Raw genomic sequence first — 17,182 nt, forward strand, 5'->3', positions numbered from 1 at the left:
CAGGCGACCTTTGTCGCCGCCGTGAAATAGTCAAATGGCTCACACCCACCAGGTCTCGGGCTTGGCGATGGCCTCACCCGCCGTCGCCTTCTGCAATCCGATGATGCAGCGAACGACGACCCAGACCACGGTGGCGACAGCCAAAAGCACGCCAATCACGGCCAGCGACAGGACGGCCGAGACCAGACCATAGAGCAGGCCGATCCAGAAGGTGCGGATGGCATAGGTGTAGTGACTGTCGATCCAGCCGCCCACCTTGCCACGATTGAGATAGGCGAAGACAAGGCCGATCAGACCGGAAATGCCGATCAGGAAACTGAGGAGATAGAGGGCGTAGACCAGCTGGACGTTCAGCTTGCCGGGCTCCAGCCAGCTTTCCGGCTGGCGCGGATCGGGCGAAGTCACAGGCTCGGTCATGCGACCTCTCCTCTGGCCATACGGCCCGGATTGAAGATGCCGCGCGGATCGAACTTCTCCTTCACCCGCTGGGAAAGCAGGGCGACGGCCGGCGATTGCGGCTCGAACGCCTGGACCTGGGCACGCGCCGCGTCAGACGCGCGGACGAGCGTCGCATGGCCGCCGCCGGCCGCCTTGATGTGGCGCCGCAGGAGGTCGGCTTCCAGATCCCCCTCGAGACGCATCCACACCAGTCCGCCCTGCCAGTCGTAGAAGGCGTCGACGCCGGCTTCGAGGCGAAGAGCGGCCACCAGCTTCCAGCCTTCGGACGGCGCGACCGACACGCGCCAGAGCGCACGCCGGGTGCCATCGGCATAGGGGTGCACATTGCGGATTTCGCGCCAGAGCGCCGCCGTATCGGCCGGCTCCAATCGCGACACCGGGCAGAAAGCGCTCATGGCAGCCGTCAGCGTGTCGGCACGGACGCTGACCGATGCCTCCAGACCTTCAATACGAAGCACCGTGGCGGCACCGTCCGGCAGAGCCCCGCCAATGAAACGACCACGCACGCTTTCCGGCAGATGAGCGGCACCCGAAACCTCGACCGACAGCGCCATGGCCGCCGCCATGGCGCGCACGGCCTGTTCGTCCTCCAGCCCTGACAGCACGATGGTGACGGCGGTCTTCGGCGCCGGCAGAACCTTGAAGGTCACTTCGGTCAGAAAACCGAGCGTGCCGTAAGAACCGGCGAGCACCTTGACCAGATCGAGCCCGGTGACGTTCTTCATCACCCGGCCACCGGCCTTGACGATCTCGCCATGGCCGTTGACGAAACGGACGCCAAGCAGATGGTCGCGGGCAGCGCCCGCCGTCATGCGTCGCGGGCCGGACGCATTGACGGAAAAGAGTCCGCCGATTGTCGGCTCGCCGGACGTACCCATCATGCCGCGATGGTCCGGCGGCTCGAAGGCAAGTGACTGGCCGTTGACGGCCACGGCCGCCTCGATCTCGGCCACCGGCGTGCCGGCGCGTGCGGTCAGCACCATTTCGGCCGGATTATAGGCAACGATGCCGGAAAGCCCGGTCGTGCCGAGCACGGTCGCGTTGGCGGTCAGGGGATTGCCGAAACCTGCGCGCGTTCCGCCGCCCAGGATGGCAAGCGGCGCGGAACGTTCGGCGTGATTGCGAATGAGGCTCGCCACCTCGGTTTCGTTTGCGGGGAGGAAAGCTTCGGTCATGCAGCACTCCGGCCGTCGAGCGGGAAAACCTTGGAGGGATTGAGGATCCAGTCGGCATCGAAGGCGGCCCGCACGGCCATCTGCTGCGCAAGGTCCGCTTCCGCATATTGATGCCGCATCAGGTCGCGCTTCTCGATGCCCACGCCATGTTCGCCAGTCAGGCAGCCGCCGGCATCAACGCACAGTTTGAGGATTTCCATGCCGGCCGCTTCGGCCTTGGCCGCGTCTTCCGGATCATTGATATTGTAGAGGATCAGCGGGTGCATATTACCGTCGCCAGCGTGGAAAACGTTGGCGACACGCAGGCCATAGCGGTCGGTGATCTCCGAGGTCTTCTTCAGCACATAGGCGAGCTGACTCAACGGCACCGTGCCATCCATGCAGATATAGTCGGCGATGCGGCCAGTCGCACCGAAGGCCGATTTGCGACCCTTCCAGATCAGCGCCGATTCCATCGCCGACTGGCTTTCGCGGACGGTCTTCACATCATGGCGCTTGGCGATCTCGACGATCGAGGCGAGCATGGCCTCCATCTCGGCTTCCGAGCCCTCGACCTCGATGATCAGCAAGGCCTCTGCATCGAGCGGATAGCCCGCATGGGCGAAGGCTTCGCAGATCTCGATCGCCTGCTTGTCCATAAACTCGATGGCGACCGGCACGATACCGGCGCCGATGACGTCGGCAACGCAGGAACCGGCAGCCTCGGCGCTGTCGAAACCGAACAACACCGGACGCGCGCCCTCCGGCTTGGCGATCAGGCGGACCGTCGCCTCCGTGATGATGCCGAGTTGGCCTTCGGAGCCGCAGACGAGGCCGAGCAGGTCATAGCCGGAGGCGTCAAGCGCCTTGCCACCAAGCTCGATCACAGTTCCGTCGACAAGCACCATCTTGACGCCGAGCAGGTTGTTGGTGGTGACGCCGTATTTCAGGCAATGCGCACCGCCGGAGTTCATGCCGATATTGCCGCCAATCGTGCAAGCGAGCTGGGAACTGGGATCGGGCGCATAGAAGAAGCCATCGCCGCCGACGGCATCGGAAATCGACAGGTTGGTCACCCCGGCCTGAACGGTGGCGCAGCGATTGGCATAGTCGACGTCGAGGATCTTCGTCATCGCCGACAGACCGAGCACGATTGCGTCTTCCTGGGGAATGGCGCCACCCGACAACGAGGTGCCGGCGCCGCGCGGTACGACCGGGATGGAATACTTGTGACAGTATTTCATGATCGCCGCGACCTGGGCCGTGGTTTCCGGCAGGACGACGGCCAGGGGGCGGCGGCGATAGGCGAGGAAACCGTCGGTCTCGAAGGGCACGAGTTCGATCGGCTCGTGCACCAGCCGCTCGGCCGGGACAAGCTCGGCGAGATCGGCGACGATCTCCTTGCGGCGCGACATGATCGCGGCATTCGGCTCAAGGAACTGGATGGCTTCGGACATAGACCCCTCCCTCGCTCATGGTCATCCCGCATACACCGCGGCACGCCTCGCAGCAATTGGTATTCTTTCTTTACCACTTCAACCATAGTCGCGCAAATGCTATGGACTTATGACGAAATCGGAAAGAATGAGCGAGCCCATGACCAATCTCGGCGATCTGGAAGTCTTTGCCCGGGTGATCTCGTCCGGCAGCATGTCGACGGCGGCGCGCGACCTCGGCCTGTCGCCTGCAGTGGTGTCGAAACGGATCAAGCGACTGGAGGACCGGCTCGGCACACGGCTCTTGCAACGCACCACGCGCCAGATCTCGCTCACCGAGGCCGGGCAGGGCTTTCACGAGCGGGTGCTGGCCGTTTTGGCGGGCCTGGAAGAGGCCGAGGCCTATGCCTCAGGGCGCTCCTCGGAAGTGGCCGGAACGCTGAAGATTTCCGCGCCGACCTCGTTTGGCCGCCTGCATATCGCGCCGCATCTGAAGGCTTTCATGGAAGCCCACCCTGACCTTGCCATCCATCTGGTGCTGACCGACGAATTCACCGACATCGTCGCCGGCGGCTTCGACTTGGCCATTCGCATCGCCGAATTGACGGATTCAACCCTTGTGGCGCGGCGCCTGGCACCGGTTCGCCGTATCCTTTGCGCCTCCCCCGAATATATCGCCGTCCATGGCATGCCGGAGACGATCGATGACCTGAAACAGCATCTTTGCCTGCCGGCGCACAATTACGACGCGTGGAAACTCGAGGGGCCGCAGGGTTCATTGAGCTTGCGGCCCGAGGGCAGGCTGATCACCAATTCGAGCGAGGTGATCCGCGAGGCGGTGATCGCCGGTCTCGGCATCGCACTACGCTCGACCTGGGATGTCGGTCCCGAACTGAAGGCCGGCAGACTGGTGCAGGTACTGCCCGCCTTCGAGGGATCGCGCGGCGTTTCGCTGTCCGCCGTTTATCCGAGCCGGCAGTTCCTGCCGGCCAAGGTGCGGCTGTTCATCGACTATCTCGCCGAGCTTTACGGCCCCGTCCCCTACTGGGAGCACTGAGCGCCGGCCTGATCAGCGCAAATCCTCCGGCACTTCGCTCCAGAAGCCGAACTTCTTCGGGTGGGTGCGGCGCAGGGTATCGACGAAGTCATCGTGATGCTGGAGCCGCGCATCGGCCGGCAAATGCGGCGCGAGACGGACAAGCTCTTTCAGGTAACGCGCGGCGAGGGGATAGGCGACACCGATGCCGCGGCGCAGAATATCGCTGATCAGGACGCGGTAGAGCACGGTCGCGGCCAGCGGCTGCTGGTCGGCCAAAGCCTCCGCCGCCGGCGCCAGATCCTCGTAGTAGCGCCCCTCCCAGCGATCCTTGTGGTGCAGAACCTGAGCGGCGGCGCGGTCGAGCTTCGGCCAGCAAACGAAGAAATCGAGCGCCGCATAAATGTCGTCGGACTCTTCAACCAGGGCAAATGCGCGGTCCATCTCGTCGAATTCGGCGAAATCGTCGAGCTTCGACAGATAGAGCTTCAGCACGACAGGATCGAGCGTTTCGGAAAACTCCCGCCAGCGCAGGTCCTGCGCATCGCCGCGGCGTTTCAGCTTGTCGAGGATTTCCGCCTCGAGAATGCGGCGCTCCCGTGCGCCATATTCCGGACCGACAGCAGCCAATTCCCCGTTGACCGGCAGGAGGCGCATGCCCGTCGGGCGGCGGCGCGCCCAGTCCAGCGCCTGCTCGTGGCGACCTGCGGCCTGCAGCATGGCGGCAACCGTCAGCGTGTCGCGGCGATTTTCCGCCTTTGCTTCTTCAAGCGCCACATAGCCGTCGACATCCCTCCGGTGCAGGGCAATCGCCTGAAGGAGATCGAGCGCGCCGAACTTCCCCGGCTCCTTCGGCATGGCCTCGCCAAGCGTGGCTTTCCACGCGTTGGCGGCAGGCTCGCTGATCGCACCCGTCAGAAGATGTAGGAAACCGGTATGCTCGCCATAGCGATCGCGCCGGCGCAAGGTCTCGAACTGTGGCACGAGCAGTACCTGGTCTTGCGCCGGGACCGAACGGATCAATTCGGCAGCGGCCACTTCCGCCTCATCGAACACTTTCCACAGGCGCGCACTATCGGAGACCAGCCGGGGCGAAAGAGAAAAACGCAAGCCGAGGAAGCGCAGCACACGCTGGGCGCCGGCCAGGGGATCCAAACCACCGAGCTCCGAGAGGATAGTGCGGGCAAGGCCGGCGAATTCGACCGCCAGGTCCTTGGCGCGCGCATTGTTGATCCGCGTCTTCGATTGCTCGTGCGTGTCGAGCCGCTTGTCGATCAGCCGGGCCATTTCCGCCGGGCCCGCCTCACCGGCCAGCGCCGCCTGAAGTCGCGCCTTCAGCGCCTTGTTCGCCGAGGCCTCCTCAAGCAAGATTTCGACCAGCTTGTCGAGACCAAGCCCACTCAGGCCCTTCTTGTCGAGTTTTGCGCGTTTCTGCCGGGTCATTCCGCTCTGTTTTGCATATCGATTTCAGGGACGTCCAAGGCCTTCAGGGCTCAGCCTGTTGGCAACCTATATCGGGCAGGAAGCGCTAGGGAGCAAGTTCGTTCACGTCGCAGAACATCCGCCCAGCAAGGCTGGAGGTCCATAAACCCCACGGCGGCGGCTTGCCATCTCAATGCCCCTCGCCGTGACGCTTTCGGATCCCGCGCACGACCCACCAGACGCTCAGAACGGCAAGCGGCACCGAAAGTCCGGTGATCACCGCCGGGTCGACCGGCAGCAAGTCATGGCTCACCGCCTTGGCGGCATAGCCGACGAGACCGACGATGTAATAGGAGATCGCCGCGACCGACAGTCCTTCGACCGTCTGCTGGAGGCGCAGCTGCATTTCGGCGCGGCGGTTCATCGTGGCCAGAAGTGCCGAGTTCTGCCGCTCCAGCTCGACGTCGATCCAGCTTCGCACGAGCGCCGTGGCGCGGGACAGCTTGCGCGACAGGTTGGCCTGACGCTCCTCAATCGACTGGCAGGTGCGCATGGCCGGCGCCAGGCGCCGCTCAAGAAAGGACCCGAGCGTCTCGTAGCCCGGCTTCGGCGTTTCATCGAGGGTCTTGATGCGTTCGCGCACGATGCCTTCATAGGCGCGGCTCGCGCCGAAACGGTAAAGGCTGAGCGCCGCATTAGCCTCAAGCTCGGCGGCCAGCCGCGTCAGTTCGGTCAGCATGGCATCGGCTTCTTCTCGGGCATGGGCCTTCATCCGCTGGGTGACCGCGGTCAGGCCGTCCTCGCTTCGGCGGATGTCCGGAGACAGTGTCTGCGCCAGCGGCAGGCCCAGCATGGCGAGCGTCCGATAGGTCTCGATGTCGAGCAGCCTCTGGACCAGGGCGCCGCGTCCGGCCTCGGACAGGCTCCTGTCAACAACGAGAATGCGGGTCAGCCCGTCGCCGTCCTGGCGAAAATCGGTCATCACCGTCGCCTGTCCATCCTTGACGTCGCTGTAGCAAAGGCTCGTCAGATCGAAGAGATCCATCGCGGCCGCTATTTCCGGCCCGTCGCGGCGGATCTCAAGACGGATCCCCGACATCAACGGCCCCGGTGCGGAAAAACCGTCGCCGAAAGGATGGGCGGGGATCTCTCCGCCGAAGGCGTCCGGCAGAGGGCCGTCCCAGAACCAGGTGGAGAACTCGGTGTGGCGCTCCCAGCGCAGCGTGCCCTGCCCCCAGGGCATGGCGTGATGACGGACATTACGATCGGGCACCGCGACGCCACGGGTGCGCGACAGTTCGGCCAATGCGCTATAGTGCACGGCCGACCCGCCATCCATCATGAAAGCGAGCTGGATGATGACCCGCTCGGATTTCACCAGCGCATAGGGCCGCGCGTGGACCTCTCCCAGTGCCAATGCCCGCTCCGGCGACACCGGAAACGCGAAACTGCCCTTCGCCATCAAGCGCTCTCCTTCGAACCTTTCACGCCTTTTAGCAAATGCGTGGGGCAAGCGGCAGAGGGATACGGCAATGAAGCGCAGAGATGGCGCAAGATCGCACCACAGCCTGAAAACAAGTGCATAACAGTCAAATATAAAAACATATCAATATGCATATTTAGCTGTTGTTGACGACCGCGAAGTCGACGAAAATAACTACCGGGCGCGTAATCGCCCTCACCTTTCCCTTTCCTGGATGATCGGCGCGTCGATGGGAAACACTGTTTCCGGCAGTGCCAGTCCCGCCGGCTGCACAATGGAGAAACGACATGAAGCGACTTATTCCGGCAACCCTGCTTGCGCTGTCGATCAGCCTGCCCGCCTTTGCCGGCGAGTTCGGCGACTTCGAAGCGAAACTGCGCGCCGCCTACGGCGACTATCGGACCGCCCTGTTCACCACCAACATGGGGAAGGGGCCGGAATCAAAGGCATCGCTCGGCAAGTTCGCCAAGGCATGGTCCGAGCTTTCGTCCGAACCCGCGCCGCCGCAATATGCGGATGATGCCGCCTATGCCGAAACACTGCAAGCCGTGACCAAGATCACTGAAGCCGCAACCGCCGAAGTCGCGGCAGGAGAGCTTTCCAAGGCACACGACACGTTGGAAGACATTCGCGGCCAAATCGGCGATCTCCACATCCGCAACGACATCTACAGCTTTTCGGACCGTATGAACGCCTATCACGCTCGCATGGAAGAGGTGATCGCCATGGACCCGGCGAATAGCGCCGGCGTGCATGCCCAAGCCGCGGTACTGAAATACCTGCTCGGCGACGTCGTCGCCCATCCGCCGAAGGAGGCGGACGCGAGCTACAAGGAATTGCTCGGCACCATGGAAGCGAGCGTGGCAAAGCTCGAGGCGGCATCGTCTAGCGGCGACGCAGCGGCGACCAAGGCCGCCATCGGCGGACTGAAGGCACCTTACTCCAAACTGTTCCTGAAGTTCGGCTGATGGCAAAGATAGCGTGGCTGAATCCGTCCTTCTCGCTGCCGCGCGTCTGACGATAGGCAACTGGACAAATTAATTGACCAATCCTTCGGCGGCTTGCTACACAAATCGCCGAGGGAGAATGTCGTGACCGACAAGGATGAAGGGCTTTTTGCCCAGATCAGCCACAGCCGCACCGCAAGCGAAGTGATCCAGCAAATCGAACTGCTGATCCTCGACGGGGTTTTGCGCGACGGTGACCGACTGCCGGGAGAGCGCGACCTCGCCCAGGATTTGGACGTGTCGCGGCCCATTCTGAGGGAAGCGCTGAAAGAACTCGAAGCGCGCGGGCTGCTCGTCGCCCATCATGGCGGCGGCACCTTTGTCGCCGACATCATCGGTCAGGTATTCTCCAGGCCGATCACCGAACTGATCTCCCGCCATGCCCGAGCCACGCGCGACTATCTCGAATACCGCCGCGAGCTTGAGGGGTTGACCGCCGAACTTGCCGCAAAACGCGCGACCGATACAGACCGGGCGCTCTTGAGCCGCATCATCGAGGACATGAAAGAGGCGCACGAGAGCGGCAATCCGGAAAACGAACTCTCCGCCGACGTCGAGTTCCACAACGCGATCGGCGAGGCGGCGCACAACATCATCCTGCTGCACACCATGCGGGCCTGTTACCGGCTGCTGTCGCAAGGGATCTTCTTCAATCGCAAAGCTGTGTTCGCGCTCGCCAACGCGCGCGAACGTCTGCTGGAACAGCATCTCGCCATTCACGCGGCCATTCTGTCCGGCGATGGCGATGGCGCCAAGCGCGCCGCCCAGGCCCATATCGATTTCGTTATGCAGGCGGTCGACGACGCGGCCCGCGCCGACGAATGGGGTCGGGTGGCGAAGCTTCGGCTCATCCGACGCGACAACAATCCGCAGAACGCACGAACGGCCCGCATCGGCGGCCAGGACAAGACGGAGACATCTTGATGACCGCACCTCAATCGCGCCCGCGCGTCGGATTGTTCGCCACCTGCCTGGTCGATCTCTTCCGTCCCAGCGTCGGCTTTTCCGCGGCGAAGCTGATTGAGGATGCAGGCTGTGAGGTGGATGTGCCGATGGCACAGACCTGCTGCGGCCAGCCGGCCTATAATTCCGGCGACCGCAAGGATGCGCGCGCGCTGGCGATCCAGGTGATCGAACTGTTCGAGGGCTATGACTATATCGTCGCCCCCTCCGGTTCCTGCGCGGCCATGCTCAAGCACCATTATCCGGAACTGTTCAAGGGCGACGCCAAATGGGAAGAGCGCTGTCGGCGCTTTTCGGACAAGGTGTTCGAGCTTGTGTCCTTCCTGACTGACGTCATGTTCGTGCCGAAGGTCGATGCAGCCTTCAAAGGCGCGATCACCTACCATGACAGCTGTTCGGGGCTTCGCGAACTTGGAGTCCAGACGCAGCCGCGCAAGCTTCTGGCGAGCGTCGAGGGACTGGAAATCAAAGAGATGGCCGGAAGCGACGTCTGTTGCGGCTTCGGCGGCACTTTCTGCGTCAAATATTCCGACATCTCCGGAACCATCGTTTCCAAGAAGACGGCGAACATCACCGCGACCGGCGCCGACATGCTGCTCGCCGGCGACATGGGCTGCCTGATGAACATGGCCGGCAAGCTGAAGCGCGAGGGCTCGAGCATCGAAGTGCGCCACGTCGCCGAAGTGCTGGCTGGCATGACCGACACGGCGCCGATCGCCGGCTCCGGCAAGTGAGGGAGGCAAGCCCATGCAGTTCACCGCCCCACAGTTCAAGGATAATGCCGCCAAGGCCCTTCATGACCCACAGCTGCAAAAGGCGCTGCTGAACGTCGAGAAAGGCTTCATCTACAAGAGGGCGACGGCGGTCGCCGCACTACCGGAATTCGATCAGTTGCGCGACAATGGTCGCGACATCAAGAACCATACCCTGGCCAATCTCGACCTCTATCTCGAGGCCTATGAGAAGAAGGTGACGGCTGCCGGCGGCCATGTGCACTGGGCGGAAAGCGCCGAAGACGCGCGCCGCATCGTCCTGGATATCTGCCGCAGGGTGAAGGCCAAGTCCGTCACCAAGGGCAAGTCGATGATCACCGAGGAGATCAACCTCAACGAATTTCTCGAGGCTGAGGGCATAGAGCCGGTCGAGACCGATCTCGGCGAATATATCATCCAGCTGCGCGGCGAACATCCGAGCCACATCATCGCCCCGGCGGTGCATCTCAACAAGGAGCAGGTGGAGGAGGATTTCCGCCGGGTCCACACCCACCTCCCCGCCGATCGCGACCTGACCGCGCCGGAGTCGCTTCTATCGGAAGCGCGCGAAGTGCTGCGCAAGCGCTATTTCCAGGCCGATGTCGGGATTACCGGGGCGAATTTCCTCATTGCCGAAACCGGCTCTTCGGTGATCGTCACCAACGAAGGCAACGGCGATCTCACCCAGACACTCGGCAAGGTGCATGTCGTGGTCGCCTCGATCGAGAAGATCGTGCCGACGCTGGAGGACTGTTCGCAGATCCTGCGCCTGCTCGCCCGCTCGGCGACCGGCCAGGACATGTCGGTCTACACCACGTTTTCGACCGGCCCGAAGCGGCCGGAAGACCCGGATGGTCCCGACGAGTACCATGTCGTGCTGCTCGACAACGGCCGCACCGCGATGCTCGGCACAGAGTTCCAGGAGATGCTGCGCTGCATCCGCTGCGGCGCCTGCATGAACCACTGTCCGGTCTACCACGCGGTCGGCGGCCACGCCTATGGCTCGGTCTATCCGGGCCCCATGGGCTCGGTGCTGACCCCATCGCTGTTCGGTGTCGAACAGTCGGCGCACCTGCCGAATGCTTCGACTTTCTGCGGGCGCTGCGAGAGCGTGTGCCCGATGCTTATCCCGCTGCCGAAGATGATGCGACATTGGCGCGAACGGGAGTTCGAGCGGCATCTGACCCCGGCCGCGACCCGCTATGGGCTTTCGGTCTGGGCCTTCTTCGCCAAGCGGCCCAGGCTCTACCGTATGGCCAGCTCGCTCGCCGCCTCCACTCTCTCCCTACTTGGCGGCAACAAACATCGGATCGCCGCGCTGCCGTTGGCCGGCGGCTGGACAAAGTATCGCGATCTGCCGGCGCCCGAGGGGCAGACCTTCGCCCAGGCCTGGGCCGCCCGCCAGGCGAAGCGACAGGGAGCATGACCATGGACGGCAGAACCGCGATCCTGACGAAAATCCGCGCCTCGCTCAAAGTCCCTGCCGACGACGACCAGCGCCGCGCCACTGTGGCCGCACGTCTGGCCCAGGCGCCGAAGGGCATCATCCCGGCCCGCGGTCAGTTGCCGGTGCAGGAGCGCATCGCGTTGTTTCGCGCCATGGCGGAAAAATACAATGCCACCACCGAAGCCATCGACAGCCTCGACATGTTGCCGACGGCCGTCTCTGCCTATCTGAAAGGCCGCAACCTGCCGGGCGCCATTCGGATCGGCGGCGACCCACGCCTTGCCACCGCGCCATGGACCGCTGAGGCCACGCTGGAAATCCGCCATGGCGCCTCCGACGGTCACGACCTCGCAGCCGTAAGCCACGCTTTCGGAGCCATTGCCGAGACCGGAACGCTCGTTCTGCTCTCCGGGCCAGACAATCCGGTGACGCTCAATTTCCTGCCCGAACATCACATCGTCGTCATCCGCGCCGACGAAATCTCGGGGGACATGGAGGCGATCTGGGCACGCCTTCGCGCAGCGCAGGGCTCATCGATGCCGCGTACGGTGAACCTCATCACCGGGCCGTCTCGCTCGGCCGACATCGAGCAGACCCTTTTGCTGGGCGCCCATGGTCCACGGGCATTGCATATCATCATCGCCGGCACAGCCGTGGATTGAAGCCTCTCTCCTCAGGGTCATTTTCGGGCCCTGAGGAGAAAATCGCCCGAAAGAAAATAATTCCGTCACAAAGGAACATTCCCGCCTCAGGCGTGTTTGCACCTTGTGTTTTTGGGACGAATTTTCTATTATGGGCGACATGACAAATTACAACGATGTGAATGCAGCGCCGCGGATCGCGCTCGTCTCTACCCATGGCTATGTTGCCGCACAGCCGCCCCTTGGCGCGGCTGATACCGGCGGCCAGGTTGTTTATGTCCTCGAATTGGCGAAGAAGCTCGCCCAACTAGGCCACAAGGTTGATATTTTCACCCGCCGCTTCGAAGACCAACCGGAAATCGACGAAGTCGACGCCGACGTGCGGGTTATCCGCATTCCCTGTGGTGGCCCGAACTTCATCCCGAAGGAATATCTGCATCGCCACCTCAACGAGTGGAACGAGAGGGCGCTGCGCTATATCAAGCGTGAGAACCTGTCCTACCTGTTCGTCAACAGCCATTACTGGGACGCCGGCGTCGCCGGACAGCGGCTTTCGGAGGCGCTCAGCATTCCACATATCCATACCCCGCACTCGCTCGGGCTATGGAAGAAGCGGCAGATGGAGACCGACTATCCCGAGAGGGCCGACAGGTTTGAAGCGGAGTTCAACTTCAAGGAACGGATCCAGCACGAGCTGATCATCTATCGCAGCTGCCAGCTGGTGGTCGCCACGACGCCGATCCAGCTCGACATGCTGATCGAGGACTATAGCGTGAGCCGCAACCGCGTGCACATGATACCGCCGGGTTACGACGACAATCGTTTCTATCCGGTGTCGGAATCCTCGAGGCAAATGATCCGACAGCGGTTTGGTTTCGAGGGCAAAGTTGTGCTCGCGCTTGGACGCCTTGCGACCAACAAGGGCTACGACCTGCTGGTCGACGGCTTTTCCGTGCTCGCCAGCCGCGTACCCGAGGCGCGGCTACGGCTGGCGCTTGGCGGGGAGAACCTTGATCCACAGGAACAGGGCATTCTCGACGGCCTGAAGCGTCAGGTCGCGGACCTTGGCCTGACCGATCGCGTCGATTTTTCCGGCTTCATCCCTGACGACGAACTGCCGGACTATTACCGTGCCGCCGACCTCTTCGTTCTGTCGAGCCGCTATGAGCCCTTCGGCATGACGGCGATCGAGGCGATGGCGAGCGGCACGCCGACAGTCGTCACGGTGCACGGTGGCCTGTTTCGTGCGGTGAGTTACGGCAGACATGCGCTGTTCGCCGACCCGTTCGACAAGGAGGATCTCGGCATCACGATGATGAAGCCGTTCCGCCACGCCCGCCTCTACGGCCGACTGTCGCGCATGGGGGCCCACAAGGCCCGCAGCCTGTTTACCTGGACCGGCATCGCCCAGCAGCTGGTGGCACTGGTCGAAGGGCGACCTGTGGCGCAGGCGCTTGAGGATGTCGATTGGGCGGAACCATGGAACGACGGCGATTGAGACCGGTCCGGCTGTTTTCAACCGACATTGACGGGACGGTTGCCGGCGATCGCGAGGCATCCAGGCGCTTCTCCGCATTCTGGCAGAGCCTCGAGCCTGAAGGGCGCCCGCTTCTCGTTTACAACAGCGGGCGGCTTGTCGATGACATCCTCTCGTTCACGGAGAAGGAAGACCTACCAGTCGCCGACTTCGTCATCGGCGGCGTTGGAACGATGATGTCCGGTGGCGCCATTTCCGGCATGGACGTGGAATATGCCGAGTTCATCGCCGAGGGCTATGATGCCGCGAGCATTGGCGTTCTGCTGAGCGACCTGCCCGACATCGTTCGACAGCCCGACCGCTTTCAGCATGAACGCAAGTCGAGCTGGTTTCTGCATGACGCGACGGCCGACCGGCTGTCTGCGCTGGGAGACCAACTCGAGGGCACCGGCCTCAAGGTCAAGATCGTCTATTCGAGCAATCGCGACCTCGACATTCTCCCCGCCAATGCCGACAAGGGCCAGGCGCTGACGTGGCTCTGCCGCAAGCTCGGCATCCGGCTGGACGAGGTGGTCGTCGCCGGCGATACCGGCAACGACAGCGACATGTTCACGCTCGACGGCGTGCGCGGCATCATCCCGGCCAATGGTCGCGACGAGTTGCGACTACGGTTTTCCCAAGACGACCGAGTGTATCACGCGAAAGGTCGCGAGGCCGACGGCGTGATCGAAGGCCTGTGGCATTGGCTCGGCGAGCGGACCGCATCCGGTTGACCAAAAAAGCACTATTGCGATGTGCCGCTTGACGCATTCGCGCAAGCGCACAAAATCGCCTGGAATCCCGTGCAATTGACGGTGGACTGTCGCGGTCAGGATGACCGCTTTCGGACGAATCAGAATAAGCTGATGTTAAATTGAGAATGAGGCGCACAAACCCTTGACCATTATGAGCCGGATCGCTTCTGACATGCAGTTGATGCTGCGGCGCCCGCCCCGCCAGCAGTATGCAGCGCTGTGCTTTCGCAAGCGCAAGAAGCAGCCGGCGCCTGAGGTTCTGCTTCTCACCAGCCGCGATACCGGACGATGGGTTATCCCGAAGGGTTGGCCCATGCCGGGCAAGAAGTCCCATATCGTTGCGGAGCGAGAAGCCTATGAAGAGGCGGGCGTGCGGGGCAAGGTCGAACGCGAACCGATTGGCTACTACAGCTACCAAAAGGGCATGAACGGCGGACTGAAGATCAACTGCCGTGTTCAGGTTCATGCCCTTGAGGTGAAGCAAATGCTGAAGGACTTCCCGGAAAAGGGAACCCGACGGCTGGAATGGGTCAACTGCGAGGAAGCGGCAAGCCGCGTGCAAGAGCCCGAGCTTAAAGTTCTCTTCCATATCTTCGCGCGGCGCTTCGCCAACGTCGAAAGCCGGCCAGAGGGCGAAGAAAGCACTGAATATTAGCCTGTCACATAACTGTCATATTGAAGCGATGCGCATTTGCTACTAGGCAGTCGCTAGACGGGAACGCATCGGCATGCCCTCTTGGATCAGCCGACCCCTCTCCGCAAACGAGACACCCGGACGCCGTCCTGATCGGCGCTCCGCAAGAGAGAACCTTTGATGGCCAAGTCAACGCCGAAGCTCGTCAAGCCGACCCTCGACAAGGACCTGGACAAGATCGCCTTCGTCGAGGAGGCCGCGCAGCATGTTTCGCGCAGCTATGCGCCGCTTGGTATCGGACTGATCTTCCTGATCCTAGCGACGCTCTTTTCCGGCCTTTACGTGATGAACCAGCCCGGTGCGATCATGGTGGTCGCGGCTGCCGCCATCGGCGCCTACATGGCGATGAACATCGGCGCAAACGACGTCACCAACAATGTCGGCCCCGCCGTTGGTTCGCGCGCCATGACGATGACCACCGCGCTGATCATCGCGGCGATCTTCGAGACGGCCGGCGCGATGATCGCCGGCGGCGACGTCGTTTCCACGATCTCCAAGGGCATCGTCGACCCGGCACAGGTTCCCGACGCGACCGTGTTCTCCATGGCGATGATGGCGGCTCTCCTCTCCTCGGCGCTTTGGGTCAACCTCGCCACCTGGATCGGCGCACCGGTCTCGACCACGCATGCCGTCGTCGGCGGTGTCATGGGCGCCGGCGTGGTCGCGGCGGGCTTCGGGGCCATCAACTGGGATTCCATGGCGGGTATCGCCGCGAGCTGGATCATATCGCCGCTGCTCGGCGGGGTCATCGCCGCGCTGTTCCTCGCCTTCATCAAGGAATTCATCATCTATCGCCCTGACAAGATTGCCTCGGCGAAGCGCTGGGTACCGGTGCTGAACGCCGTGATGGTCGGTTCGTTTGCCGCCTACCTGTCAATCAAGGGCCTGAACAAGCTCGTGTCGATCAGTCTCCTCTCGGCCCTGCTCATCGGCCTTGCCTTCGGCTGCCTGGCATGGCTTGCGAGCGTGCCGCTTATTCGCAAGCAGGCGATCGGCCTTGAAAACCGCAACCAGTCGCTGAGGAAATTGTTTCGCCTGCCGCTGATCATGTCGGCAGCCCTGCTTTCCTTCGCCCATGGCGCCAATGACGTGGCCAATGCCATCGGTCCGCTCTCGGCGATCGTCCACTCCGCCCAGGCCCATGAGATTGCCACCAAGGTGAGCATTCCGATCTGGGTCATGGTGATCGGTGCGGCCGGGATCTCGCTCGGATTGTTGCTGTTCGGCCCCCGGCTCATCCGCTTGGTCGGCGAACAGATCACCAAGCTCAACCCGATGCGCGCCTTTTGCGTCGCTCTGTCGGCCGCCCTGACCGTCATCGTCGCCTCCGGGCTCGGACTTCCGGTGAGCTCGACCCATATCGCCGTCGGCGCGGTGTTCGGCGTCGGCTTCTTCCGCGAGTGGTACACCCGCAATTCCAAGCGGCGCATCGAATACATGAAGATGAAGGCCGACTTCTGGGAGATCGAGGAGACGCGCGAGCGCAATCCCGACGAATTGCGCCGCCGCTATCTCGTCCGTCGATCGCACTTCATGACGATCGTCGCAGCCTGGATCATCACAGTTCCGGCCTCTGCCGTCCTTGCCGCACTGCTCTATTGGGTTATGTTCAAGCTCTTCCTCTAGGACGGACATCAGTATGCGCGCAAACTATCGGATGCAAAGGCTCTATCTCGATGCCACGCTCGGCCCCGGGGTGACCGTCGCGGTGAGTTCCGAACAATTCAACTATCTTGCCAACGTGCTGCGGCTTGCCGAAGACGCGGAGATCCTCGTCTTCAACGGACGCGACGGCGAATGGAAGGCGAAGCTTACCTTCCCCTCGCGCAAGAAGATCCTTCTGGTTCTGGTCGAGCAGACCCGCAGCCAGCCCGAGGATTGCGACCTGCAGTTCCTGTTCGCGCCGCTCAAGGTCGGTCGAATGGACTATCTCATCCAGAAGGCCGTTGAGATGGGCGCCGGGCTCCTGCAGCCGGTGATGACGCAGCATGTTCAGGGCAAGATCACCAGCCTTGAGCGCTTACAGGCCAATGCCGTCGAAGCGGCCGAGCAATGCGGCGTGCTGGCGATCCCCACGGTCTCTCCGCCGCAGAAACTGAGAGACGTGCTTGAACGCTGGCCCGCCGAGCGCCGCATCATCTTCTGCGACGAGGATAGCGAAACGCAGAACCCTCTGCCGGCGCTATCGCGTATCGCGGAGCGGAAGCTGGCGCTGCTGGTCGGTCCCGAAGGCGGTTTCTCCGACGAGGAACGCCTGTTGCTACGCTCCCTGCCTTTCGTCACCGCGATCCCGCTTGGCCCACGAATTCTCCGGGCAGATACAGCCGCGGTGGCCGCGCTTGCGGTGGTCCAGGCGGCAATCGGCGACTGGCGCTAGAACCCCACTCCCGTCCACTAAGACATTGGTGTCGGTCTTT

General features: G+C 62.8%; 16 protein-coding genes. 11 read left to right on the forward strand and 5 right to left on the reverse strand.

Features of this window, described 5'->3' with window-relative positions:
- Window positions 1–39: 39 nt before the first annotated feature.
- The 3 genes from RNA01_RS10280 to RNA01_RS10290 are packed head-to-tail and all read right to left on the reverse strand — an operon-like array spanning window position 40 to window position 3,070.
- Window positions 40–417: a DUF4870 family protein gene (locus tag RNA01_RS10280; RefSeq protein ID WP_147180110.1), complete on the reverse strand. Its 378-nt coding sequence runs from the start codon at window positions 415–417 to the stop codon at window positions 40–42.
- Complete coding sequence (gene glcE / locus RNA01_RS10285) at window positions 414–1,634, reverse strand: glycolate oxidase subunit GlcE (protein ID WP_147180111.1); 1,221 nt, start codon at window positions 1,632–1,634, stop codon at window positions 414–416. Before glcE ends, RNA01_RS10280 begins: the two co-directional genes overlap by 4 nt.
- A complete protein-coding gene (locus RNA01_RS10290; RefSeq protein WP_147180112.1) occupies window positions 1,631–3,070 on the reverse strand; it encodes an FAD-linked oxidase C-terminal domain-containing protein in 1,440 nt (479 codons plus the stop codon). Before RNA01_RS10290 ends, glcE begins: the two co-directional genes overlap by 4 nt.
- Window positions 3,071–3,209: 139 nt before the next feature.
- Here RNA01_RS10290 and RNA01_RS10295 point away from each other — a divergent pair, with 139 nt between their 5' ends.
- Window positions 3,210–4,106 (forward strand): LysR family transcriptional regulator, encoded by an 897-nt coding sequence (locus RNA01_RS10295; RefSeq protein ID WP_147180219.1) that lies wholly within the window; start codon window positions 3,210–3,212, stop codon window positions 4,104–4,106.
- A 12-nt stretch (window positions 4,107–4,118) separates the two neighbouring features.
- Here RNA01_RS10295 and RNA01_RS10300 read toward each other — a convergent pair whose 3' ends face one another.
- Both RNA01_RS10300 and RNA01_RS10305 read right to left on the reverse strand, forming a co-directional pair.
- Window positions 4,119–5,528 carry a DUF6880 family protein gene (locus tag RNA01_RS10300; protein WP_147180113.1) on the reverse strand — a complete coding sequence of 470 codons (1,410 nt, stop codon included), beginning with the start codon at window positions 5,526–5,528 and terminating at the stop codon, window positions 4,119–4,121.
- A 169-nt stretch (window positions 5,529–5,697) separates the two neighbouring features.
- Window positions 5,698–6,969, reverse strand: a complete 1,272-nt coding sequence (locus tag RNA01_RS10305; RefSeq protein ID WP_147180114.1) for a DUF3422 family protein — start codon at window positions 6,967–6,969, stop codon at window positions 5,698–5,700.
- A gap of 308 nt (window positions 6,970–7,277) precedes the next feature.
- On the opposite strand from RNA01_RS10305, the gene RNA01_RS10310 reads away from it, so the two are divergent.
- The 10 genes from RNA01_RS10310 (at window position 7,278) to RNA01_RS10355 (ending at window position 17,142) form a co-directional block, all read left to right on the forward strand.
- The gene (locus RNA01_RS10310; RefSeq protein ID WP_147180115.1) at window positions 7,278–7,958 is read left to right on the forward strand and encodes a hypothetical protein; all 681 of its coding nucleotides are present in this window, start codon (window positions 7,278–7,280) and stop codon (window positions 7,956–7,958) included.
- Between the two features lie 123 nt (window positions 7,959–8,081).
- Window positions 8,082–8,921 carry a FadR/GntR family transcriptional regulator gene (locus RNA01_RS10315; protein ID WP_147180116.1) on the forward strand — a complete coding sequence of 280 codons (840 nt, stop codon included), beginning with the start codon at window positions 8,082–8,084 and terminating at the stop codon, window positions 8,919–8,921.
- The gene (locus RNA01_RS10320) at window positions 8,921–9,694 is read left to right on the forward strand and encodes a (Fe-S)-binding protein (protein WP_147180117.1); all 774 of its coding nucleotides are present in this window, start codon (window positions 8,921–8,923) and stop codon (window positions 9,692–9,694) included. Before RNA01_RS10315 ends, RNA01_RS10320 begins: the two co-directional genes overlap by 1 nt.
- Window positions 9,695–9,707: 13 nt before the next feature.
- Window positions 9,708–11,138 carry a LutB/LldF family L-lactate oxidation iron-sulfur protein gene (locus RNA01_RS10325; RefSeq protein WP_147180118.1) on the forward strand — a complete coding sequence of 477 codons (1,431 nt, stop codon included), beginning with the start codon at window positions 9,708–9,710 and terminating at the stop codon, window positions 11,136–11,138.
- Window positions 11,139–11,140: 2 nt separating this feature from the next.
- The gene (locus RNA01_RS10330; protein ID WP_147180119.1) at window positions 11,141–11,821 is read left to right on the forward strand and encodes a LutC/YkgG family protein; all 681 of its coding nucleotides are present in this window, start codon (window positions 11,141–11,143) and stop codon (window positions 11,819–11,821) included.
- Between the two features lie 130 nt (window positions 11,822–11,951).
- Window positions 11,952–13,298 carry a glycosyltransferase family 4 protein gene (locus RNA01_RS10335; RefSeq protein WP_284728019.1) on the forward strand — a complete coding sequence of 449 codons (1,347 nt, stop codon included), beginning with the start codon at window positions 11,952–11,954 and terminating at the stop codon, window positions 13,296–13,298.
- Window positions 13,295–14,050: an HAD-IIB family hydrolase gene (locus RNA01_RS10340; protein ID WP_235916561.1), complete on the forward strand. Its 756-nt coding sequence runs from the start codon at window positions 13,295–13,297 to the stop codon at window positions 14,048–14,050. The genes RNA01_RS10335 and RNA01_RS10340 overlap by 4 nt, the downstream gene beginning before the upstream one ends.
- Window positions 14,051–14,213: 163 nt before the next feature.
- A complete protein-coding gene (locus RNA01_RS10345; RefSeq protein ID WP_174824545.1) occupies window positions 14,214–14,726 on the forward strand; it encodes an NUDIX hydrolase in 513 nt (170 codons plus the stop codon).
- A 159-nt stretch (window positions 14,727–14,885) separates the two neighbouring features.
- Entirely contained in the window at window positions 14,886–16,391 is a 1,506-nt protein-coding gene (locus tag RNA01_RS10350; protein ID WP_147180121.1) for an inorganic phosphate transporter, read from the forward strand.
- Window positions 16,392–16,404: 13 nt separating this feature from the next.
- A complete protein-coding gene (locus tag RNA01_RS10355; RefSeq protein WP_147180122.1) occupies window positions 16,405–17,142 on the forward strand; it encodes a 16S rRNA (uracil(1498)-N(3))-methyltransferase in 738 nt (245 codons plus the stop codon).
- The last annotated feature ends 40 nt before the right edge of the window (window positions 17,143–17,182 follow it).

The sequence above is a fragment of the Paenirhizobium naphthalenivorans genome (genome assembly GCF_007992095.1).
GTDB lineage: Bacteria > Pseudomonadota > Alphaproteobacteria > Rhizobiales > Rhizobiaceae > Allorhizobium > Allorhizobium naphthalenivorans.